The 20,592-nt window shown below is 65.7% G+C and carries 18 protein-coding genes; 17 read left to right on the top strand and 1 reads right to left on the bottom strand.

Annotated elements, in window-relative coordinates; translation table 11 throughout:
• The first annotated feature begins 76 nt into the window (after positions 1–76).
• The 9 genes from ACE103_RS35465 to ACE103_RS35425 all read left to right on the top strand — a co-directional run bounded on the left by ACE103_RS35465 (position 77) and on the right by ACE103_RS35425 (position 9,646).
• Positions 77–742 carry an HAD family hydrolase gene (locus ACE103_RS35465; protein ID WP_375776806.1) on the top strand — a complete coding sequence of 222 codons (666 nt, stop codon included), beginning with the start codon at positions 77–79 and terminating at the stop codon, positions 740–742.
• Between the two features lie 9 nt (positions 743–751).
• The gene (locus ACE103_RS35460) at positions 752–1,705 is read left to right on the top strand and encodes a sugar-binding transcriptional regulator (RefSeq protein WP_375776805.1); all 954 of its coding nucleotides are present in this window, start codon (positions 752–754) and stop codon (positions 1,703–1,705) included.
• A gap of 345 nt (positions 1,706–2,050) precedes the next feature.
• On the top strand, positions 2,051–3,364 hold the full coding sequence (locus ACE103_RS35455; RefSeq protein ID WP_375776804.1) for an ABC transporter substrate-binding protein: 1,314 nt from the start codon (positions 2,051–2,053) through the stop codon (positions 3,362–3,364).
• A 137-nt stretch (positions 3,365–3,501) separates the two neighbouring features.
• Positions 3,502–4,374, top strand: a complete 873-nt coding sequence (locus ACE103_RS35450; protein ID WP_375776803.1) for a carbohydrate ABC transporter permease — start codon at positions 3,502–3,504, stop codon at positions 4,372–4,374.
• 4 nt (positions 4,375–4,378) lie between these two features.
• Entirely contained in the window at positions 4,379–5,209 is an 831-nt protein-coding gene (locus tag ACE103_RS35445) for a carbohydrate ABC transporter permease (RefSeq protein ID WP_092116645.1), read from the top strand.
• A 16-nt stretch (positions 5,210–5,225) separates the two neighbouring features.
• Positions 5,226–6,233 carry an ABC transporter ATP-binding protein gene (locus ACE103_RS35440; protein ID WP_375776802.1) on the top strand — a complete coding sequence of 336 codons (1,008 nt, stop codon included), beginning with the start codon at positions 5,226–5,228 and terminating at the stop codon, positions 6,231–6,233.
• An 11-nt stretch (positions 6,234–6,244) separates the two neighbouring features.
• Positions 6,245–7,018 (top strand): SDR family NAD(P)-dependent oxidoreductase, encoded by a 774-nt coding sequence (locus ACE103_RS35435; RefSeq protein WP_375776801.1) that lies wholly within the window; start codon positions 6,245–6,247, stop codon positions 7,016–7,018.
• Positions 7,019–7,045: 27 nt separating this feature from the next.
• Positions 7,046–8,698: an FGGY-family carbohydrate kinase gene (locus ACE103_RS35430; protein ID WP_375776800.1), complete on the top strand. Its 1,653-nt coding sequence runs from the start codon at positions 7,046–7,048 to the stop codon at positions 8,696–8,698.
• 9 nt (positions 8,699–8,707) lie between these two features.
• On the top strand, positions 8,708–9,646 hold the full coding sequence (locus tag ACE103_RS35425) for a carbohydrate kinase (RefSeq protein WP_375776799.1): 939 nt from the start codon (positions 8,708–8,710) through the stop codon (positions 9,644–9,646).
• A gap of 27 nt (positions 9,647–9,673) precedes the next feature.
• Here ACE103_RS35425 and ACE103_RS35420 read toward each other — a convergent pair whose 3' ends face one another.
• Complete coding sequence (locus ACE103_RS35420) at positions 9,674–10,558, bottom strand: LysR family transcriptional regulator (RefSeq protein WP_375776798.1); 885 nt, start codon at positions 10,556–10,558, stop codon at positions 9,674–9,676.
• Between the two features lie 125 nt (positions 10,559–10,683).
• Between ACE103_RS35420 and ACE103_RS35415 the strand changes: the two genes are divergently transcribed.
• The 8 genes from ACE103_RS35415 (at position 10,684) to ACE103_RS35380 (ending at position 20,537) form a co-directional block, all read left to right on the top strand.
• The gene (locus tag ACE103_RS35415) at positions 10,684–12,111 is read left to right on the top strand and encodes an amidase (RefSeq protein WP_375776797.1); all 1,428 of its coding nucleotides are present in this window, start codon (positions 10,684–10,686) and stop codon (positions 12,109–12,111) included.
• A 79-nt stretch (positions 12,112–12,190) separates the two neighbouring features.
• Positions 12,191–13,141, top strand: coding sequence for an ABC transporter permease (locus tag ACE103_RS35410; protein WP_375776796.1), 951 nt, complete (start codon positions 12,191–12,193; stop codon positions 13,139–13,141).
• Positions 13,138–14,034, top strand: coding sequence for an ABC transporter permease (locus tag ACE103_RS35405; protein WP_375776795.1), 897 nt, complete (start codon positions 13,138–13,140; stop codon positions 14,032–14,034). The genes ACE103_RS35410 and ACE103_RS35405 overlap by 4 nt, the downstream gene beginning before the upstream one ends.
• Before the next feature lie 2 nt (positions 14,035–14,036).
• Complete coding sequence (locus ACE103_RS35400; protein WP_375776794.1) at positions 14,037–15,035, top strand: ABC transporter ATP-binding protein; 999 nt, start codon at positions 14,037–14,039, stop codon at positions 15,033–15,035.
• Positions 15,032–16,060 carry an ABC transporter ATP-binding protein gene (locus ACE103_RS35395; protein WP_375776793.1) on the top strand — a complete coding sequence of 343 codons (1,029 nt, stop codon included), beginning with the start codon at positions 15,032–15,034 and terminating at the stop codon, positions 16,058–16,060. Before ACE103_RS35400 ends, ACE103_RS35395 begins: the two co-directional genes overlap by 4 nt.
• Before the next feature lie 56 nt (positions 16,061–16,116).
• Complete coding sequence (locus ACE103_RS35390) at positions 16,117–17,607, top strand: ABC transporter substrate-binding protein (RefSeq protein WP_375776792.1); 1,491 nt, start codon at positions 16,117–16,119, stop codon at positions 17,605–17,607.
• A 444-nt stretch (positions 17,608–18,051) separates the two neighbouring features.
• Positions 18,052–19,761 carry a pyrroloquinoline quinone-dependent dehydrogenase gene (locus ACE103_RS35385; protein WP_375776791.1) on the top strand — a complete coding sequence of 570 codons (1,710 nt, stop codon included), beginning with the start codon at positions 18,052–18,054 and terminating at the stop codon, positions 19,759–19,761.
• A 209-nt stretch (positions 19,762–19,970) separates the two neighbouring features.
• Positions 19,971–20,537, top strand: a complete 567-nt coding sequence (locus ACE103_RS35380; protein WP_375776790.1) for a c-type cytochrome — start codon at positions 19,971–19,973, stop codon at positions 20,535–20,537.
• Positions 20,538–20,592 lie beyond the last annotated feature (55 nt).

The raw sequence follows: 20,592 nt of genomic DNA, 5'->3' as shown, positions 1-20,592 counted from the left end.
CCATTTGAGGCGCGGCATTCCGCGCGCGGAACTGTGATCTATTGCTCATGGCGTGAGCATATGATCTCATGCCGGGATGGATCCGCGGCTGCCAGGGACCGATCTGGTCATCTTCGACTGTGACGGCGTGCTCGTCGACAGCGAGGAATTGAGCTGCCGCTGCCTCGCCGAGGCGATGACGAAGGCCGGCATCGCGATGAGCACCGAGCGGGCGCTCGAACTCTTCCTCGGGCGCAGCACCACGGCTCTGGTCGCGTATTGCCGGAGCGTGGGCAAGCCGTTGCCGGCGACCTTCCTGCCTGAATTGGCGCAGCAGGTGCGCGAGACCTTCCGCTCGCAGCTCAAGCCGATTGCGGGCATCGCCGCCGTGCTCGCGGCATTGCAGCTGCCGCATTGTGTCGCCTCATCGAGTGATCTCGAGCGGGTGAAGTATTCGCTGGAGCTGACCGGTCTTGCCGCGAGCTTCGGACAGCGGCTCTACACCGCGCAGATGGTCGAGCATGGCAAGCCGGCGCCGGATCTCTTCCTGTATGCCGCCGGCAAAATGGGAGCCGAGCCGCACCGCACGCTGGTTATCGAGGACAGCATCAGCGGGGTAACGGCGGCAAAGGCCGCGGGCATGAAAGTGTGGGGATTTGTCGGCGGCGCCCACTATCGGCTGGCGGACGGCAGTGCTCTGCTAAAGCAGGCCGGGGCGGATCGAATCTTCGCCGCGATGACGGATTTCTGGAACGAAGGCTGACGCACGATCATGGCTGCGCCCGACAACGAAAAGTCTCGCCTCGACGATGCGGCGCGCGCCGGCTGGCTGTATTTCATCGCGGGCCACACCCAGGACGAAATTGCAAAAATGCTGCAGGTGTCGCGCGCCTCGGCGCAGCGCCTGGTGTCGCTGTGTCTTGCGGAGCGGCTGATCACGTTTCGTCTCGAGCACCCCATTGCGGCCTGCATGGAGCTGGCATCGCGGCTGAAGGACCGGTTCGATCTGGTCCATTGCGACGTCGTGCCGACTGATCCGGCGGCGCCGCTGTCGAATGCCGGGATTGCCGAACGCAGCGCCAATCTGCTGGAGCTGACGCTGCGCTCGGAGACGCCGGTCATCGTGGCGCTGGGCACCGGCCGCGCGGTGCGCGCCGCGGTCGAGCGGGTCTCGCCGATCGAGCGACCCGACCATCAGATCGTGTCGCTGGTCGGCAACATCTCCGCCGACGGCTCGGCGAGCTTCTACGACACGGTCGGACGGCTCGCCGACCGCACCGGTGCGCGGCACTACCCGATGCCGCTGCCGTTCCTGATGTCGAGCGAGGACGAGCGCAACCGCATGATCCGGATCGATCCGATCGCGCGGGTGAGGGCGGTCGCCGCCAAGGCCGATCTGCGGCTGATCGGCATCGGCCAGATGGACCAGAAGGCCCAGGTCCATGTCGACGGCTTCGTCACCCGCGAGGAGTTGCTGGAGATGATGCGGCTCGGCGCGGTCGGCGAGGTGACCGGCTGGGCCTATGACGCCAAGGGCAAACTGATCAAGGGTGGCACCAACAAGCGGCTGACCAGCATTCCGCCGCAGATCCCTGCGGTGTCGACCACGATTGCGGCGGCCGTCGGCGTCGCCAAGGTGCCGTCGATCAGGGCCGCGCTGGCGGGCCGAGTGATCAACGGCCTCATTACGGATGAGGCCACCGCACGCGCGGTGCTGGATCGCTAGCAGTCACGAATTGGGTGCGCTCCCTCTCCCGCTTGCGGGGGAGGGTTGGGGTGGGGGTCTATCCTCGAGTCGTGTCCTGGAGAGAGCCCCCACCCGGATTACATCTTCGATGCAATCCGACCTCCCCCGCAAGCGGGAGAGGTAAACCTTCGATGCCGCTCCAGCTCATCCATTTCACTTCCAGCCGTTTCCCGTTCGCCCCCGCAAACACCCTCCATCCCAAGCTGTGATGGAACCCGCAATCGCGCGGGACGGCGCACCCGCGTGCTTGACAAATTTTTACGGCGGGATGAACATACGCTCAACACGTGGGCATATGCTCAACGTGACATAAGGGAGGTCACCTTGAAAAACGTCCTTTGCGCCGTTGCGGGCGCGGCCAGTCTTTTGATCTCTGCCCCCTCGATCGCCCAGACCACGTTGACGGTGGCGACCGTCAACAACAGCGACATGATCCGCATGCAGGGGCTCACCAGCGAATTCACCGCGAAGAACCCCGACATCACCGTGAAATGGGTGACGCTCGAGGAGAACGTGCTGCGCCAGCGCGTGACCACCGACATCGCCACCAAGGGCGGCCAGTTCGACGTGCTCACCATCGGCACCTACGAGGTGCCGATCTGGGCCAAGAAGAGCTGGCTGGTGCCGCTCGACAAGCTCGGCGCCGACTACGACGTTGGCGACCTGCTGCCTAAGATCAAGGATGCCGTCTCGGTCGACGGCAAGCTCTATGCCGCACCCTTCTACGGCGAGAGCTCGATGGTGATGTATCGCACCGATTTGTTCGACAAGGCCGGCCTGAAGATGCCGGAAAGCCCGACCTGGGACTTCGTGGTCGATGCAGCCAAGAAGCTGACCGACAAGGCTGGCGGCGTCTACGGCATCTGCCTGCGCGGCAAGGCCGGCTGGGGCGAGAACATGGCGTTCCTGACCGCGATGTCCAACTCGTTCGGCGCGCGTTGGTTCGACGAGAAGTGGGAGCCGCAGTTCAATTCGCCGGAATGGAAGAAGACGCTCACGACTTATGTCGACCTGATGAAACAGGCCGGACCTCCCGGCGCCTCGTCCAACGGCTTCAACGAGAACCTCGCGCTGTTCAGCGCCGGCAAATGCGCGATGTGGATCGATGCCACGGTGGCGGCGTCCATGGTGACCAACCCGAAGGATTCCAAGGTTGCCGACAAGGTCGGCTTCGCGCTGGCCCCGAACACCGGGCTCGGCAAGAACGCCAACTGGCTGTGGGCATGGAGCCTCGCGATCCCCGCCGGCTCGAAGAAGGTCGATGCGGCCGAGAAGTTCATCGCGTGGGCGACCAGCAAGGATTACACCAAGCTCGTCGCGGACAAGCAGGGCTGGGCCGCCGCACCTCCCGGAACACGCACCTCGCTCTACAAGAATCCCGACTATCTGAAGGCGGCACCGTTCGCCAAGATGACGCTGGCCTCGATCGATGCGGCTGACCCCAGCCATCCGACCGTCAAGCCGGTGCCTTACGTGGGCGTGCAGTATGCGGCGATCCCTGAATTCCAGGGCATCGGCACCCAGGTCGGCCAGCAGTTCTCGGCCGCGTTGTCCGGCTCGACCACCGTCGATGCGGCGCTCTCGGCTGCGCAGTCCGCGACCGAGCGCGAGATGAAGCGCGCGGGCTATCTGAAGTAAGCCACCCGCGACCCGATAGCCAAAGCGTGTCAAACGCCTTGGCCGCCCGACCAGCTTAGACCTCCCGAGCTGGGCTACTTGCGACCATCCTGTCCCGCAGCGGGGTGGTCGCTCCTTTCATTAAGAAGGAGGCGGGGATGGCGACCCAGCAGACCCAACTGCTCGCACGCACGCTGCTCACGCCGGCCGTGGCGCTGCTGTTCATCTGGATGATCGTGCCGCTGGCGCTCACGATCTACTTCGCGACCCTGCATTACAATCTGCTCGATCCCGGCTCCGAGTCCTTCGTCGGGCTGGAGAACTTCCGTTACTTCCTGACCGATCCGGCCTTCCTTGCCTCGTTGCAGAACACCCTGGTGCTGGTCGGCTCGGTGCTCGCGATCACGATCCTGCTCGGCGTGCCGCTGGCGCTGTTGCTCGACCAGCAGGTGGTCGGGCTCTCGATTGTCCGCTTGATGGTGATCGCACCATTCTTCGTGATGCCGACGGTGAGCGCGCTGGTCTGGAAGAATCTCCTGATGCATCCGGTGTCGGGCCTGTTCGCCTGGATCGCACAACTGTTCGGGCTGCCGGCGATCGACTGGTTCAACGACGCGCCGCTGTTCTCGGTGATCCTGATCATCTCCTGGCAGTGGTTGCCGTTTGCGACGTTGATCCTGCTCACCGCGCTGCAATCGCTCGACGAGGAACAGAAGGAGGCCGCCGAGATGGACGGCGCGAGCGCGATCTCGACCTTCATCTACATCACGCTGCCGCATCTCGCGCGCCCGATCACGGTGGTGATCCTGATCGAGACCATCTTCCTGCTCACGGTGTTCGCGGAGATCTTCGTCACCACCGGCGGCGGCCCCGGGCTGCAGACCACCAACATCGCCTTCCTGATCTATTCGCAGGCGCTGATCCAGTACGACGTCGGCAGCGCCTCGGCGGGCGGCCTGGTCGCAGTGGTGCTCGCCAACATCGTCGCGTTCTTCCTCGTTCGCATCGTCGGCCGGAATCTGGAGGCGTAACGTCATGGCACGGATGGTCACGACCCGGAACAAGGTGATCTCGACGGCGGCGGCCTGGCTGGTCGGCTTCCTGATCTTCTTCCCGATCCTCTGGATGGTGCTGGCGAGCTTCAAGACCGAGCTCGAGGCTTTCGCGATCCCGCCATCGTTCCTGTTCTTCCACTGGACGACGGAGAACTACGTCACGGTGCAGGAGCGCAGCGACTACCTCCACCACGCGCTCAACTCGATCATCATCGCCGGCGGCTCGACATTGATCGCGATGCTGATCGCGATTCCCGCGGCATGGTCGATGGCGTTCTCGCCGACCAAGCGGACCAAGGATGTGTTGCTCTGGATGCTGTCCACCAAGATGATGCCGCCGGTCGGCGTGCTGGTGCCGATCTACCTGATCTACCGGACGTTCGGCCTGCTCGACACAAGAAGCGGCCTGATCTTCATCCTGTGCCTCGGCAACCTGCCGATCGTGATCTGGATGCTGTTCACCTATTTCAAGGAGATCCCGAAGGACATCCTCGAGGCGGCCCGGATGGACGGCGCCACGATCGGCCGCGAGCTGATCTACGTGCTGACGCCGATGGCGGTGCCGGGGCTCGCCTCGACCCTGCTGCTCAATCTGATCCTGGCGTGGAACGAGGCGTTCTGGACCCTCAATCTGTCGACCCTCGAGGCCGCGCCGCTCACCGTGTTCATCGCATCCTATTCCAGCCCGGAAGGATTGTTCTGGGCGAAATTGTCGGCGGCGTCGACGCTCGCGATCGCGCCCATTCTCGTGCTCGGCTGGTTCAGTCAGCGGCAACTCGTCCGCGGCCTGACCTTCGGCGCGGTCAAGTAGCAGAAAGGCTTGTCCCATGGGTCAGATTACGCTGCAGGGTGTGCAAAAATCGTTCGGGCCGGTCCACATCATCAAGGGCGCCGACCTCGAGATCACCGACGGCTCCTTCGTCGTTTTCGTCGGCCCGTCCGGTTGCGGCAAGACCACGCTGCTGCGGCTGATCGCGGGGCTCGAGGACGTCACCGGCGGCGCCATCCTGATCGACGGCCGCAATGTGGTCGACGTTCCGCCGGCCAAGCGCGGGCTGTCGATGGTGTTTCAGTCCTACGCGCTCTATCCGCACATGAGCGTGCGCGGCAACATCGCCTTCGGCCTGAAGATGGCTGGCATCGCCAAGGACGAGATCAACCGCAAGGTTGAGGCCGCCGCGGCGACGCTCAATCTCACGCCCTATCTCGACCGCAAGCCGCGCGAGCTCTCCGGCGGCCAGCGCCAGCGCGTTGCGATCGGGCGCGCCATCGTGCGCGAGCCGAAGGCGTTCCTGTTCGACGAGCCGCTGTCGAACCTCGACGCCGCGCTGCGGGTGCAGATGCGGCTCGAGGTGACGCGGTTGCAGAAGCAGCTCGGCACCACGGCGATCTACGTCACCCACGACCAGGTCGAGGCCATGACCATGGCCGACAAGATCGTGGTGCTGAACGGCGGCAAGATCGAGCAATACGGTTCGCCGCTGGAGCTCTATGAGAAGCCTAACAACCTGTTCGTCGCCGGCTTCATCGGCTCGCCGAAGATGAATTTCGTCACCGGGGAACTCGCGAAGCAGCAGGGCGCAGCGACCATCGGGGTGCGGCCCGAGCATTTGAAGGTCGAGCGCGACGGGCAGGGCGGCTGGCACGGCACGGTCGCGGTCGCCGAGCATCTCGGTAGCGACACCTTTCTCTATGTCGATGCCGGACCGCTCGGGATGCTGACCGCGCGCTATGTCGGTGAGCTCGACCTGCATCCCGGCGACAAGGTGTCGCTGATCCCGGATCCGGCGCGCATCCATCGTTTCGACGACAGCGGAAAGTCGATCCACGCGTAAGGAAGAAGAAAATGTATCTCGAGAAATTCAGGCTCGGCGGCAAGACCGCCATCATCACCGGCGCCGGACAGGGCATCGGACTGGCGTGTGCCGAGGCACTCGCGGAAGCCGGCGCCAAGGTCATCATCGGCGACCGCGACGCCAAGGCGGCCCATGACGCGCAGGCGGAGCTGAAGGCCAAGGGCTTCGACGCCGATATCGCGCTGATGGACGTGACCGATTCCGGCCGTGTCTCGGCGGTCGCCGACGAACTGGTCCGCAAGTACGGCAAGGTCGACATCCTCGTCAACAATGCCGGCATCGCGCGCAGCGAGACGCCGGCCGAAACCGTGACCGACGAGCATTGGCTCAACGTCATCGACGTCAACCTGAACGGCACCTTCTGGTGCTGCCGGGCGTTCGGCAATCACATGCTGAAGGCGAAGTCCGGCACCATCGTCAATGTCGGCTCGATGTCCGGCTTCATCGTCAACAAGCCGCAGGAACAGTGCTTCTACAATGCGTCCAAGGCCGCGGTGCACCATCTGACCAAATCGCTCGCGGCCGAATGGGGCGCGCGCGGGGTTCGCGTCAACGCCGTGGCGCCGACCTATATCGAGACGCCGCTGAACGCCTTCGTGAAGAACAGCCCCCGCATGTACGACGCCTGGATCGGTGGAACCCCGATGGCGCGGATGGGGCAGGTCGACGAGATCGCCTCCGTCGTGCTGTTCCTGGCCTCCGAGGCGGCGAGCCTGATGACCGGAAGCATCGTTCTGGTCGATGGCGGCTACACTTGCTGGTAGGATCGCGCCGGAAATAGCGGAGCGGCCATGCGGCAAGCCTATATCGGGGTGGACGTCGGGAGCACCAGCGCCCGGGCGGGGGTATTCGACGAGGCCGGCAAGCTATTGGGTTCGGCGCGGCATCCGATCCGGGTCTGGCACGAGCCCGGCGATATCGTTGAGCAATCGTCCGATGACATCTGGGCCGCCTGCGTGACGTCCGTGCGCAACGCGATGCGCGAGGCGGCGGTCGCCGCCGAGCACGTCAAGGGCATCGGGTTTGATGCGACCTGCTCGCTGGTCGTGCTCGACGGAGGCGGCCGGCCGCTCACGGTCAGCCCGTCCGGCGATCCCGCACGCAATGTGGTGGTCTGGATGGACCACCGCGCGATGGGTGAGACGGAGTTCGTCAACGCGACCGGCGACCGCGTGCTGCGCTATGTCGGCGGTGCCATCTCGCCGGAGATGGAGATCCCGAAGATCCTCTGGCTCAAGCGGCATCTGCCCGCGACCTTCGAGTCCGCCGGGCATTTCTTCGATCTCGCTGACTATCTCTCGTTCCGCGCTACCGGCTCGCTGGCGCGCTCGACCTGCACGGTCACCTGCAAATGGACCTATGTGGCCGGTGAGGGCGGCTGGAGCGAATCGTTCCTGAAGCGGGTCGGGCTCGAGGCGCTCGCAGCGGATCGCTTCGCCCGGATCGGCACCGAGATCGTCCCGCCGGGCTCGCCGCTCGGCCGCGGCTTGTCGGAAGGTGCCGCGCGCGATCTCGGCCTGCTGCCGGGAACCGCTGTCGGCGCCTCGCTGATCGATGCCCATGCCGGCGGCGTCGGTGCGATCGGCGGCCGCGACGGCTCCGGCGCCGATGTCGATGTCTGCCAGCGACTGGCCTACATCATGGGAACGTCGGCCTGTATCATGGCGACGACGGTCGATCCCTGCTTCGTGCCCGGGGTCTGGGGCCCGTATTTCGAAGGCATGGTGCCGGGCTTCTGGCTGAACGAGGGCGGTCAATCGGCGGCCGGTGCCGCGATCGATCATCTGCTCAAATCGCACCCGGCGCATGCCGAGGTTTTGCTGGCTGCGAAGCACGACGGCGTCGATGTCATCGAGTATCTCGAAAAGCGCATCCTGGCGCGCAGCGGCAATGCCGGGGCCGCGGCGCTGCTTGCACGCAACGTTCATGTCCTGCCGGAATTCCTCGGCAACCGGTCGCCCTATGCCGATCCCGGCTCGCGCGCCGTGATCGCGGGGCTCGATCTCGACACCGACGTGTCGGCGCTGGAGCGGTTGTTCATCGCCGGCCTGTGCGGGCTGGCCTATGGCCTTGCCGACGTCATCGAGGCGCTGCAGGCCCACGGCGTCAGCGGCAAGACCATTGTGATCGGCGGCGGCGCGAGCCGCAGCCCGCTGGTGCGCCAGATCATGGCCGACACCACCGGCTACACGGTGGCGCTGCCGCAGACGCAAGAACCCGTCTTGCTCGGCGCCGCCATGCTGGGTGCGGTCGCCAGCGGTGCGCATAGCTCGATCAATGCGGCGATGGCCGGCATGTCGGCGCTCGGGCGGTTGAGCGAGCCGACCAGGCCCGAGTTGGCCGATTTCCATCGCAAGAAGCGCGGCGTGCACAAGATGCTGCGCCAGCTCGATCGTGACAGCCGCGAGGCGATGAAGCGGGCTCCCGGCGCGGCGCCGGGTTGAGGTGTTTGCATGCTGCTGAGTTGCGGAGATGCGCTGATCGATTTCCTGCCGTCGCGGACGGCGGATGGGCGCGAGGCCCTGACGCCCGCGGTCGGCGGCTCCTGTCTCAACATCGCAATCGGCAGCGCCCGGCTCGACGTTCCCACCGGCTTCGTCGGCGGCATCTCGACCGACACCTTCGGCCGCATGATCGCCGATCATGCGGCGGCGTCAGGCGTCGATCTCAGCCGCGCGACACGCAGCGATCGCCAGGCAACGCTGGCCTTTGCGCGCGTCACCGGCACCGAGACGCAATACGCCTTCTATGACGCCGACACCGCATCGCGGAACTGGGCCTATCGGCGCGAGGCGATTGCGCTTGACGGCATCACATGCCTGCACACCGGCTCGACCACGCTGGTCCATGACAAGGGCGCGGCCGAGACGCTGGCCTTCATCGACGATGTGCGGGCGAAGGTGACAATCTCGCTCGATCCGAATTGCCGGCCGAACCTCGTCAGGGACAAGAACGCCTATCGTGCGCGCATGCTGGCGTTCTGCGGCAAGGCGGATATCGTCAAGATGTCCGACGTCGACTTCGCCTATCTGTTCGGCGACGAGGCCTATGCGGCGAGGGCCGAAGCGCTGCTGTCCGGCGGCGCATCGCTCGTCGTCATCACGCGTGGCAATGATGGCGCCTCTGCCTGGCATCGCCAGGCCGGACCGATCGAGGTCGCGTCGCCGGTCGTGAATGTCGTGGATACGATCGGCGCCGGCGACAGTTTTCAGGCCGCGCTGCTCGCCGCATTGCACCGGCTGAATCGGATCGCGCGGCAGCAACTGCGCGAGATCGGCGCGGCCGAGCTCACACGCGCGCTGTCGTTTGCCTGCAAATGCGCCGCCTTCACCTGCACGCGCGCGGGCGCCGATCCGCCGCGGAGCCGGGAGTTGCCTGCGGACACCTGGTAGTTGCTCGGCAGCGGCAAAGACCGCGCGTCACAAATGTGCAACGACCTTCTCGGCGCCCTTGAGGAAACTTCGGATCAATGGGCTGGAGGAATCGCGCCGCCAGCAGGCCGCAATCTCGATCGTGTCGGCGATGTCGACGAAGCGCCGGAACGCGATGCCGGGCGGCGCGCCGAGCTTGGCGCAGGCCGGCAGGATCGCGAGCCCTTCGCCGGCGAGCACGAGGCTGAGCGCCGAATGCACGGTCTCCACCCGGCTGACGACCGGCATCACGACCTGATGCCGCCGCAGCATCGCCGATACCGCCGACGATGTGGGCTCCTCCGGCCGTGGCAGGGCAATGAGCGGACGCCCCTGCAATCTGCTGACCGGTACCGCAGGGAGGCGGGCGAGCGGCGAGCGCGCGGGCATCGCCAGCATCAGCGGCTGCGTGCCGATCTGGGCGACCTGGATTTCCGGGTGATGGATCGCGGGCATGCACAAGGCAACGCTGACGGCGCGGTCGAGCAGCAAGGTCTCGCGGGTCGATGCGGAAAGCTCAACGAAATCGAGGTCGACGCCCGGCAGCGACCGGCGCAGCTCCGGCACCAGCCGCGGCAGCACCGCGCTCGCTAGCACGAACATGTAGCCGACCGCGAGCCTGCCGCGCTGTCCAGAGGCGATCGCGCGCGCGGCCTCGATGCCTTCCTCGGCCAGCGCCAGCGCCTCGCTCGCCCGCGACAGCAGAGCGAGGCCGGCCTCGGTCAAATCCATGCCGCGCGTGCCACGCCGGAACAGCGGCGTGCCGAGCTCGGCCTCGAGCTTGCGGATTTGCACCGACAGCGGCGGCTGGGCCATCCGCAGCCGCTCGGCAGCCTTGCCGACGCTGCGCTCTTCAGCCACGGCAACGAAGTAACGAAGCCGACGCAAATCCATAGGCATACCGAAAACGTATGGGTTGGTCTTCAAATTCGTATTGGACGCCGAGTTAACATGGGAGGCATTCTGGCTGTCAATTTGGTCGAACGTGCCGTCCGGCCCTTTGGAGAGCGTGTTTGGGGATGAGTGGAGATCCGTGTCTTCTGCCGGCGACCGACTTGCGCGCGCGCATCGCCGCCAGGGAAATCTCTCCCGTCGAGCTCACCGCCGCGGTGCTCGCCCGCGCCGAGCGGCTGCAGGGCGAGCTGAACTGCTTCATCACGCTGTGCGCCGACGAGGCGATGGCGCAGGCGAAGGCCGCGGAGCGCCAGGTCATGGCCGGCGAGCCGCTCGGCCTGCTGCACGGCATCCCGTTCACCGTGAAGGACATCGTCAGCACCAAAGGCGTGCGCACGACCTTCGGCGCGGTGCCTTACCGGAACAATGTGCCGAACCATGATGCCGTGGCGGTGGCGCGGCTCCGTGCGCAGGGCGGAATATTGCTCGGCAAGACCACGACTCCAGAGTTCGGCAGCAAGTGCCTGACCGACTCGCCGCTGTTCGGCCGCACCCGCAATGCCTGGAGTGCCGAGCGGACGAGCGGCGGCTCCAGCGGCGGCGCGGCGGTGGCGGTCGCGAGCGGGATCGCGCCGCTGGCGGTTGCGACAGACGGCGGCGGCTCGACCCGGATTCCCGCCGCCTGCAACGGCGTGGTCGGGATCAAGCAGAGCAACGGCGTGATCCCGCACAGCCAGGTGCAGGACGCCTTCGGCAACCAAACCTATGTCACGCCGACCACGCGCACGGTCGCCGACACCGCGCTGATGATGCAGGCGATGGCCGGCGAGGATCCGTCAGATCCGTGGTCGATCGGCGTGCCGGTGCCTGATTATCTCGATCGCACGGCGCCGCGTGGTGATCTCAGGGGCAGGCGAGTGCTGTACTGCCTGTCGCCCCCTGGCCGCCCGGTGACATCAGACGTCTCCGCAAACTTCAAGGCGAGCCTCGACCGGCTGGCCGGCCTCGGCGCCGAACTCGAGGAGTTCTCCGGCGACGGCTTCGACATCGAGCCGATCTGGCGCGCCATCAATCACACCGTCTGGCGCACCCGCTTCGAGAAGCTGGCGGCCGATCATCCCGATGACCTCAGCCCGACCTTCCTGAAGCAGCTCGCGCTGGCCGCGAAGGTGAGCGGCGTCGAGTACCAGCAGGCGATGTTCGACCGCACCGCGCTGTTCCGCCGGGTGCAGGCGCTGTTCGCGCGCGGCGATCTATTGGCGATGCCGACAGTGACCCGCACGGCGCTGCCGATCGACCAGGATCTGTTCGGCAGCATCGACATCGACGGCCAGAGCTTCGACAGCGTGCGGCCGCACTGGTTTCCCTGGACCATGCTGTTCAACATGACTGGACATCCCGCGGTCAGCATCCCCTCCGGCTTCGGCAGCGACGGCCTGCCGGTCGGCCTGCATCTGGTCGGTCGCTTCCGGGCCGATGCGGAACTCTTGCGCGCCGCGGCGCTGTTCGAAGAGGCGAGCGATCTGCTCGGCCGTTGGCCGGCGCTGACATGATGAATGGCGCGGCGAAGGGCTTGCATTCGTCCGCGAACATGTTGAAACCTGCGGCCTGTTCCCAACCCTTCGGGCGGGCATGAGCGTATTCTTCCTGCGGCGGATCCTGACCCTGGTGGCGACGCTGTTCGCGGCCTCGCTGATCATTTTCCTGGTGCTCGACGCGCTGCCGGGCAATGCGGCGCAGATGCTGATGGGCGCCGACGCCTCGCCTGATGCGGTGCGCGCGCTTACCGTCAAGCTCGGCCTCGACCAGCCGCTCACGGTTCGCTATCTGCTCTGGATCAAGGGCATGGCGGTCGGCGATCTCGGCAACAGCTATGTCTACGGCACGCCGGTGGCCGGCCTGATCGCGGAGCGGCTGGTGCTGACGATCCCGCTCGCGATCATGTCGATGCTGATCACGGTGGTGCTGGCGCTCGCCGCCGGCATCTACACCGCGGCCAATCACAACAAGATCGGCGATGTCGGCGTGATGTCGCTGACTCAAATCGGCATCGCGCTGCCGAATTTCTGGTTCGCGATCCTCCTTATCCTGCTGTTCTCGGTGAAGCTGCAATTGCTGTCCGCCGGCGGATTTGCCGGCTGGGATGACGGAGTCTGGGCCGGGATCAAGTCGCTGCTGCTACCCGCGATCTCGCTCGCCGTGGTGCAGGCCGCGATCCTCGCCCGCGTCACCCGCTCCGCCGTACTGGAGGTGCTGCGCGAGGACTTTGTGCGTACCGCGCGTGCAAAAGGGCTCGGCAAGCGCGAGGTGCTGTGGCGCCATGTGCTGCGCAACGCCATGATCCCGGTCATGACGGTCATGGGCCTGCAATTCGCCAATCTGCTCGCCGGCACCATCGTGATCGAGAATGTGTTCTATCTGCCGGGCCTCGGCCGGCTGATCTTCCAGTCGATCGCCAACCGCGACCTGATCGTGGTGCGCAACTGCGTGATGCTGCTGGCTGCAATGGTCGTGACAGTCAACTTCGTGGTCGATGTGCTCTATGCCTTCATCGATCCGCGCATCAAGGTGGCCAACCTGTGAGCGCGCCGCTGACCGCATCCGCCGGCGCGCCGGCACTCGCACCCGGCGCAAGGCCTGCGACCGGCTTCTGGCGCCGCGCGCTGCGTCATCGCAGCTTCGTCCTCGGCGCGGTGCTCAGCCTCGTTGTGCTCGTCGCGGCGCTGCTGTCGCTGGTCTGGACGCCGTGGTCGGCCTACGACATCGACGTCGCATCGAAGCTGCATCCGCCGTCGGCGGCGCATTGGCTCGGCACCGACGTGCTCGGCCGCGACATCGTCTCGCTGCTTTTGGTCGGCGCACGCTCCACCATCATGGTCGGCGTCATCGCCGTCGGCATCGGCCTGACTGTCGGCGTTGGCCTCGGCCTGATCGCGGCGGCCCGCAAGGGCTGGACCGAGGAGCTCATCATGCGGATGAGCGACTTCACGTTCGCTTTCCCGGCCGTGCTGTCGGCCATCATGCTGGCCGCGGTCGCGGGCCCCGGCATGGTGACGTCGATCACCGCGATCGGCATCTTCCAGATCCCGACCTTCGTCCGCGTCACCCGCGGCTCGGCCAATGCGATCTGGGCCCGCGAATTCGTGCTGGCCGCGCGCGCCGCGGGCAAGGGCGCATTCCGCATCACGATCGAGCACGTGCTGCCGAACATCCTGTCGATCCTGATCGTGCAGGCGACGATCCAATTCGCGCTCGCGATCCTCGCCGAGGCCGCGCTGTCCTATCTCGGGCTCGGCACCCAGCCGCCGCAGCCGTCCTGGGGCCGCATGCTCAACGACGCGCAGACCCTGCTGTTCCAGTCGCCGATGCTCGCGGTCTATCCTGGCGTTGCGATCGCGATCGCGGTGCTCGGGCTCAATTTGCTCGGCGACGGATTGCGCGATCTGCTCGATCCCCGTCTGGCGCGGGAGCGTTGAGCATGAGTGACGCGCCGCTGATCGAGGTGAAGGACCTGGGCGTCCGGCTCAACACCAGCCGCGGCCCGGCGCAGGCGGTCCGCGGCGTCAGCTTCGCGCTTCGCCGCGGCGAGACGCTCGGGCTGGTCGGCGAATCCGGTTGCGGCAAGTCGGTCACGGCGCTGGCCCTGATGGGGCTGTTGCCGGACAGCGCCGTGATCAGCGGCAGCATCCGGCTCGATGGTGCGGAGCTCGTCGGCCTGCCCGATACGGCCTATTGCAAGCTGCGCGGCAATCGCATCAGCATGATCTTCCAGGAGCCGATGACGGCGCTCAATCCGATGCACACGATCGGGCACCAGGTCGCCGAGCCGCTGCGGCGTCACACCGGCATCTCGGCAACGGAGGCGCGCGGCGAAGCCATCGCCTTGCTCGATCGCGTCGGCCTGCCGGATGCGGCAAAGCGGGTCGATGCCTATCCGCACCAGTTCTCCGGCGGCCAGCGCCAGCGCATCACGATCGCGATGGCACTGGCCTGCCAGCCTGACGTCTTGATCGCCGACGAGCCGACCACGGCGCTCGACGTCACGATCCAGGGACAGATCCTCGATCTGGTTGCCGATCTCGTCGCGGAACGCGGCATGTCGATGATCCTGATCTCGCACGATCTCGGCGTGATCGCCGAGAATGTCGAGCGCATGATGGTGATGTATGGCGGCAATGTCGTCGAAAGCGGCACCACGGACGCCGTGTTCACGCGGATGGGCCATCCCTACACGCAGGGCCTGTTCCGTGCCCGGCCGCGGCTCGGCGCGCGCAAGGGGACGCGGCTCACCACCATCGCCGGCATCGTGCCGGATCTGGCTGACCTGCCCGCCGGCTGCACCTTCGCCGACCGTTGCGCGATCGTCGAGGCGCGTTGCCGCGCGGCGCTGCCGGCCGTCGTCGATGTCGGCGCGGCGCATGGCGTGCGCTGCATCAGGACCGACGTCTCGATGGCCGCCGGAGGCGGCGGCGCATGACGGTGCTAGAACAGCCATCATCCGCGACGCCGTTGCTCGAAGTGAGAGAGCTTGCGCAGCGCTACACCCTGCCGCGTGAAAGCCTGTTCAAGCCCGCAGCGCAGGTGCACGCGCTCAATGGCGTCACGGCGCAAGTCATGCCGGGCAAGAGCCTCGGCGTCGTCGGCGAATCCGGGTCGGGCAAATCGACCCTTGCGCGGCTGGTGATGGCGCTGGAGCGGCCGACATCGGGGCAGGTCGTCATGATGGGCCGCGACCTCAACCGCATGCCGCCCGACGAGCTGCGCCGCGCGCGCCGCGATTTCCAGATGGTGTTCCAGGATCCTTACGGCTCGCTCGATCCGCGGCAGACCATCGCGCGGATCGTGGCCGAGCCGCTGACTGCGCTCGGGTGCATGGATCGCGCTGGCCTGCGCGAGCGTGTCGCCACGGTGCTGCGGCAGGTCGGGTTGCGCGATGCCGACATGGACAAGTTCCCGCACGAATTCTCTGGCGGCCAGCGCCAGCGCGTTGCGATCGCGCGTGCGCTGATCACCCAGCCGAAGCTGATCGTCGCCGACGAGCCGGTCTCGGCGCTCGACGTGTCGGTGCAGGCGCAGGTGCTCAATCTGATGCAGGATCTGCAGGACGAGTTCGGTCTGAGCTACATCCTGATCAGCCATGACCTCGCGGTGGTCGATCTGCTCTGCGACGAGATCGCGGTGATGTATCTCGGGCGGATCGTCGAGCAGGGGCGGCCCGCCGATCTGTTCGCCCACAGCGCCCACCCCTACACGCGCGCGCTGCTGGATGCGGTTCCGCGCGCCCGGGCGGGTGGCGTCCGGCGCCGCCGCGGCGCGCAGGCGATCGGCTCGCAGGCGTCCGCTGTGACCGGCTGTCCCTACGCGCCGCGCTGCCCTCTCGCCGACCAGCATTGTCGCGAGACCGCGCCTGCGCTACGCAGCGTGGAAGACGCCCATCTGGCGGCCTGCCATTACGCCGAAGCCGTGATGGCGCTGCCGCCGGTGGTCGCGGAGGCCGGTTAGTCTATTGTGCGGGACCAGCCCAGGCTGATGAAAGAGCACGTCCGGGGAGCAGACCAATGTTGAGGAAATTGTGCGTCATCGCGGCCGCTGCCGCACTCGCCGCAGCGCCGCTGCCAAGCCTCGCGCAAGGCAAGAAGGACAGCGTCGTGATGGGCATGACGCTGGAGCCACCGGGACTCGATCCCACCAACGCGGCGGCCGCAGCGATCGCCGAAGTCACGCTCTACAACGTCTATGAGACGCTGACCAAGATCAACGAGGACGGCTCGGTATCGCCGCTGCTCGCCGAAAGCTGGCAAGCCTCGCCGGATCTCAAGACCTATACGTTCAAGCTCCGCAAAGGCGTCAAATTCCACAATGGCGAGCCGTTCGATTCCGCGGCGGTGAAGTTCACGTTCGACCGCGCCGCGGCGCCGGCCTCGACCAACAAGGACCGGAGCCTGTACCAGGCGTTCGCGTCGGTGACGGCGCCCGACCCGGAGACCATCGTCGTCGCGTTGAAATATTCCGAGCCGAACCTGCCGTTCCTGCTCGGCCAGGCATCGGGCTCGATCGTCGAGCCGAAGAGCGCGCCGACCGATGTGACGCAGCCGGTCGGCACCGGGCCCTATACGCTCGGCAGCTGGGCCAAGGGCTCGTCGATCACGCTAGTGAAATGGCCGGAGTATCGTAACGCCGCTGCGATCAAGCTTTCCAAGGTGACGATCCGCTTCATCGGCGATCCCGCCGCGCAGGTCGCGGCGCTGTTGTCGGGCGACGTCGACGCGTTTCCGCGGGTTGCCGCGGCGCGCAGCCTGGCGCAGTTCAAGGCCGACCCGCGCTTCAACGTGCTGATCGGCGGCTCGCGAACGAAAACCATCGTCGGTATCAACGAGCGCAAGAAGCCGCTCGACGACGTCCGCGTTCGCCGCGCCATCCTGGCCGCGATCGACCGCAAGGCGATGATCGACGGCGCGGTCGACGGCTTCGGCACGCCGATCGGCAGCTTCTACACGCCGGGATCGCTCGGCTATGTCGATACCACCGGCATCAACCCCTATGATCCGGAACTCGCCAAGAAGCTGCTGGCCGAGGCCGGCGTCAAGACCCCGCTCGAGCTCAGCCTCAAGCTGCCGCCACCGTCCTACGCGCGGCAGGGCGGCGAGGTGCTCGCGGCCCAGCTCGCAAAAGTCGGCATCGTTGCCAAGATTGAGAACGTGGAATGGGCGCAGTGGCTGTCGCAGGTCTTCACCGGCCCGCACAATTACGACCTCACCATCGTCGCGCATGTCGAGCCGTTCGACCTCGTGAAAATGACCGAGCCGGATTATTATCTCGGCTACAAATCCGAGGCGTTCAATGCGCTCTATCAGCAGATCATGGCGACGCCTGATGAGGCCGGCCGGGCCAAGCTGCTCGGCGACGCGCAGCGGATGCTGGCAACCGATGCGGTCGCCGGCTTCCTGTTCCAGCCGCAACTGATCACGATCGCCAACAAGAAGCTGAAGGGCGTCTGGAAGGACGTGCCGCAGTTCGAGAATGATTTCTCGACCTGGGCTTGGGAGTAACTTGCGAGTAACTTGGGAGTAACCCGAGAGCAGGCGATCGCGCCGGCGGAGAGCAATGGCCTCAGCCGGCGCCGCACCTCGCGGCCGCTTGACGTTTAGTCTCATTTTGCGTGCTGCGCCTGCGAAGGCGAATGTGTCCGGCGATGCGCGAAGTCGCCGGAAGCCACCGATATTGCTTACATTGATGCAAGCCCGCGGCCGCAGCACTTCGGGCGCGCGAACGCATGCAGTTCCGGCTTCGCATTGAGCGCATCGGTTGTCTTTGTGAACGACAGCGCTAACATGGAACTCGTCCATCGATACCTGTCGTTGTCTTTTCTTGATCATCTATTGCAGCGCAACCAAAGCCACCCACGGTGTGCGCTCGCTACGGCGGCCAGGCCTCGAGGGGGAAGTAGCAAACACCATCCCTGATACTGCAACCAAGAAATAACGGGGGAGACTATGTACGTGAAAGGGCTTGCGGCATTTGCCGCAGCGGTCGGCGTTGGCCTGTTGTCCGGTGCCGCCATCGCACAAGAAGTCAAGCAGGAGAAGCAGTCGGTCCTTGGGAACGCCAATGTGCCTCCGGTGACCCAGGAGCAGCTCAACGCCGCTGACAAGAACGCCAAGGACTTCCTGCTCACCAACGGAAATTACGCCCAGACGCGGTTTTATCCGGGCAAGCAGATCAGCCGCGACAATGTGAAGAACCTGCACGTCGCCTGGATTTTCCAGACCGACGTCAAGGAATCGCTCGAGACATCGCCGATCGTGGTCGACGGCGTGATGTATGTCACGACGTCGTTCAGCCATGTCTATGCGCTCGACGCCAAGACCGGCCAGCAGCTCTGGCACTACGCCCACAAGATGGGCCCGATCACGGTGTATTGCTGCGGTCCCAACAATCGCGGCGTCCAGGTGCTCGGCGACCGGGTCTATCTCGCGACGCTGGATTCCAAGCTGATGGCGCTGAACGCCAAGACCGGCGAGGTGGTCTGGACCACCAATATCGCCGATCCCGAGCTCGGCTACAGCGAGACGATGGCGCCGACCGTGGTCAAGGACAAGGTGCTGATCGGCACCAATGGCGGCGAGTACGGCATCCGCGGCTTCGTGCGCGCCTACGACGCCAAGACCGGCAAGCAGCTCTGGAATTTCAACACCATCCCGGAGAACTCCGTCGGCGTCTGGGCAACCAAGGACGCCACCGGCCGCGACATGCATCGCAATATCCAGGCCGAGAAGGACATGCTCGCTAAGATCGGCGATCCCTATGCCAAGCTCGGCGGCGGCGTGTGGCAGAACCCGTCGGTCGATCTCGCAACCAACCGGATCTACTTCGTCGTCGGCAATCCCTCGCCCGACCTCGACGGCTCGAACCGGCCCGGCGACAACCTCTACACCAACTCGCTGGTCTCGCTCGATCTCGACACCGGCAAGTATGTCTGCCACTTCCAGTATATCGCCCATGACGTCTGGGATCTCGACGCGGTCAGCCCGACGGTGCTGGTCAACGTCAAGGACAAGGACGGCAAGACGATTCCCGGCGTCATCCATGCCGGCAAGACCGGGCACATCTATGTGCACGATCGCAAGGACTGCAGCCTGATCCGCTTCTCCGAGGCGATGGTGCCGCAGGAGAACATGTGGGTGCTGCCGACCAAGGAAGGTGCGCGCATGCTGCCCGGCGCCAATGGCGGCGTCGAATGGTCGCCGATCGCGACCGATCCGGGACAGGAGCTGGCCTACGCCATCAACCTGCACCAGCCGATGACCTACCACGTCGAAAGCTCCGCCTATCCGAACGGCAAGCTGTGGCTGGGAGGCGCCTTCAAGGTGATCCCGAGCGAAAAGCAGTCGGGCAACATCACCGCGGTGAACTACAACACCGGCAAGATCAAGTGGCAGGTCAAGACACCCGAGCCGATGATCGGCGGCATCCTCGCTACCGCCGGCGGCCTGGTGTTCACCGGCGAAGGCAACGGCAAGTTCGCGGCCTATAATTCGTCGAGCGGCAAGGAGCTGTGGAGCTTCCGCGCCGGCGCCGGCGTCAACGCGCCGCCGTCGAGCTACATGATCGGCGGCAAGCAATATGTCGTGGTCGGCGCGGGTGGTAACACCCAGCTCGACTACAAGCGCGGCAACAACATCATCGCCTTCACGCTCGACTGAGCCGAAGCGGGATGCATCATCGCGCGTGCAAGCATTGGCGGGACCGGTTCGGTCCCGCCTTCGCTTTGTTTGATGAAAGTTCTAACTGCGTCATTGCGAGCGAAGCGAAGCAATCCATCGTGTCACCTATGCGGAAGCATGGATTGCTTCGTCGCTATCGCTCCTCGCAATGACGCAGGTGGACGGATACTGCGCCTTAGGATGAGCAGATGCTTGGTAAATTGATGATCTGCGGCGCCGCACTGGCGCTGATTACGGCCGCGGCGCGCGCGGAGACGATCGAGGAGAAGGTGCAGGTCTGCACCGGTTGCCACGGCGAGGACGGCAAGCCCGTCGACAAGACCATTCCGACGATCTGGGGCCAGCAGGCCGGCTATCTCTATATCCAGCTCCGCGATTTCAAGCGCGGCGATCGCAAGAGCGAGATCATGCGGCCGATCGCGACCCAGTTCGAGCGCGACGACATGCTGGCGATCGCGGAATACTTTTCGCAGAAGCCATGGCCGAATCTTGGCCAGCCCAGCGCGCCCAAGGACGTCGCAGCGAAGGCGCTCAGCGCCAGCGCATCGGTCGGTTGCCCGGCCTGCCACCTCGATCGCTTCCAGGGCGACGGCACGGTGCCGCGGCTTGCCGGGATGGGACGGGATTATCTTGCCAAGACCATCGCCGATTTCCGCACCCGCGCCCGCGGCAACAATCCCGGTATGTCGGACCTTATGATCGCGACGTCGCCGGACGACCTCGCCGCGCTTGTGGACTACCTGGCGGGGTTGTAGCGGCGAGCAGGTTGACCCTCACGCGAGCGCAGGGCTGTCGCATATGCGTTTTTGG

Source organism: Bradyrhizobium sp. ma5 (genome assembly GCF_042258955.1).
Taxonomy (GTDB): Bacteria; Pseudomonadota; Alphaproteobacteria; order Rhizobiales; family Xanthobacteraceae; genus Bradyrhizobium.
Note: the sequence above shows the minus strand (reverse complement) of the source record. Positions and strands in the feature narration are given on the sequence as shown.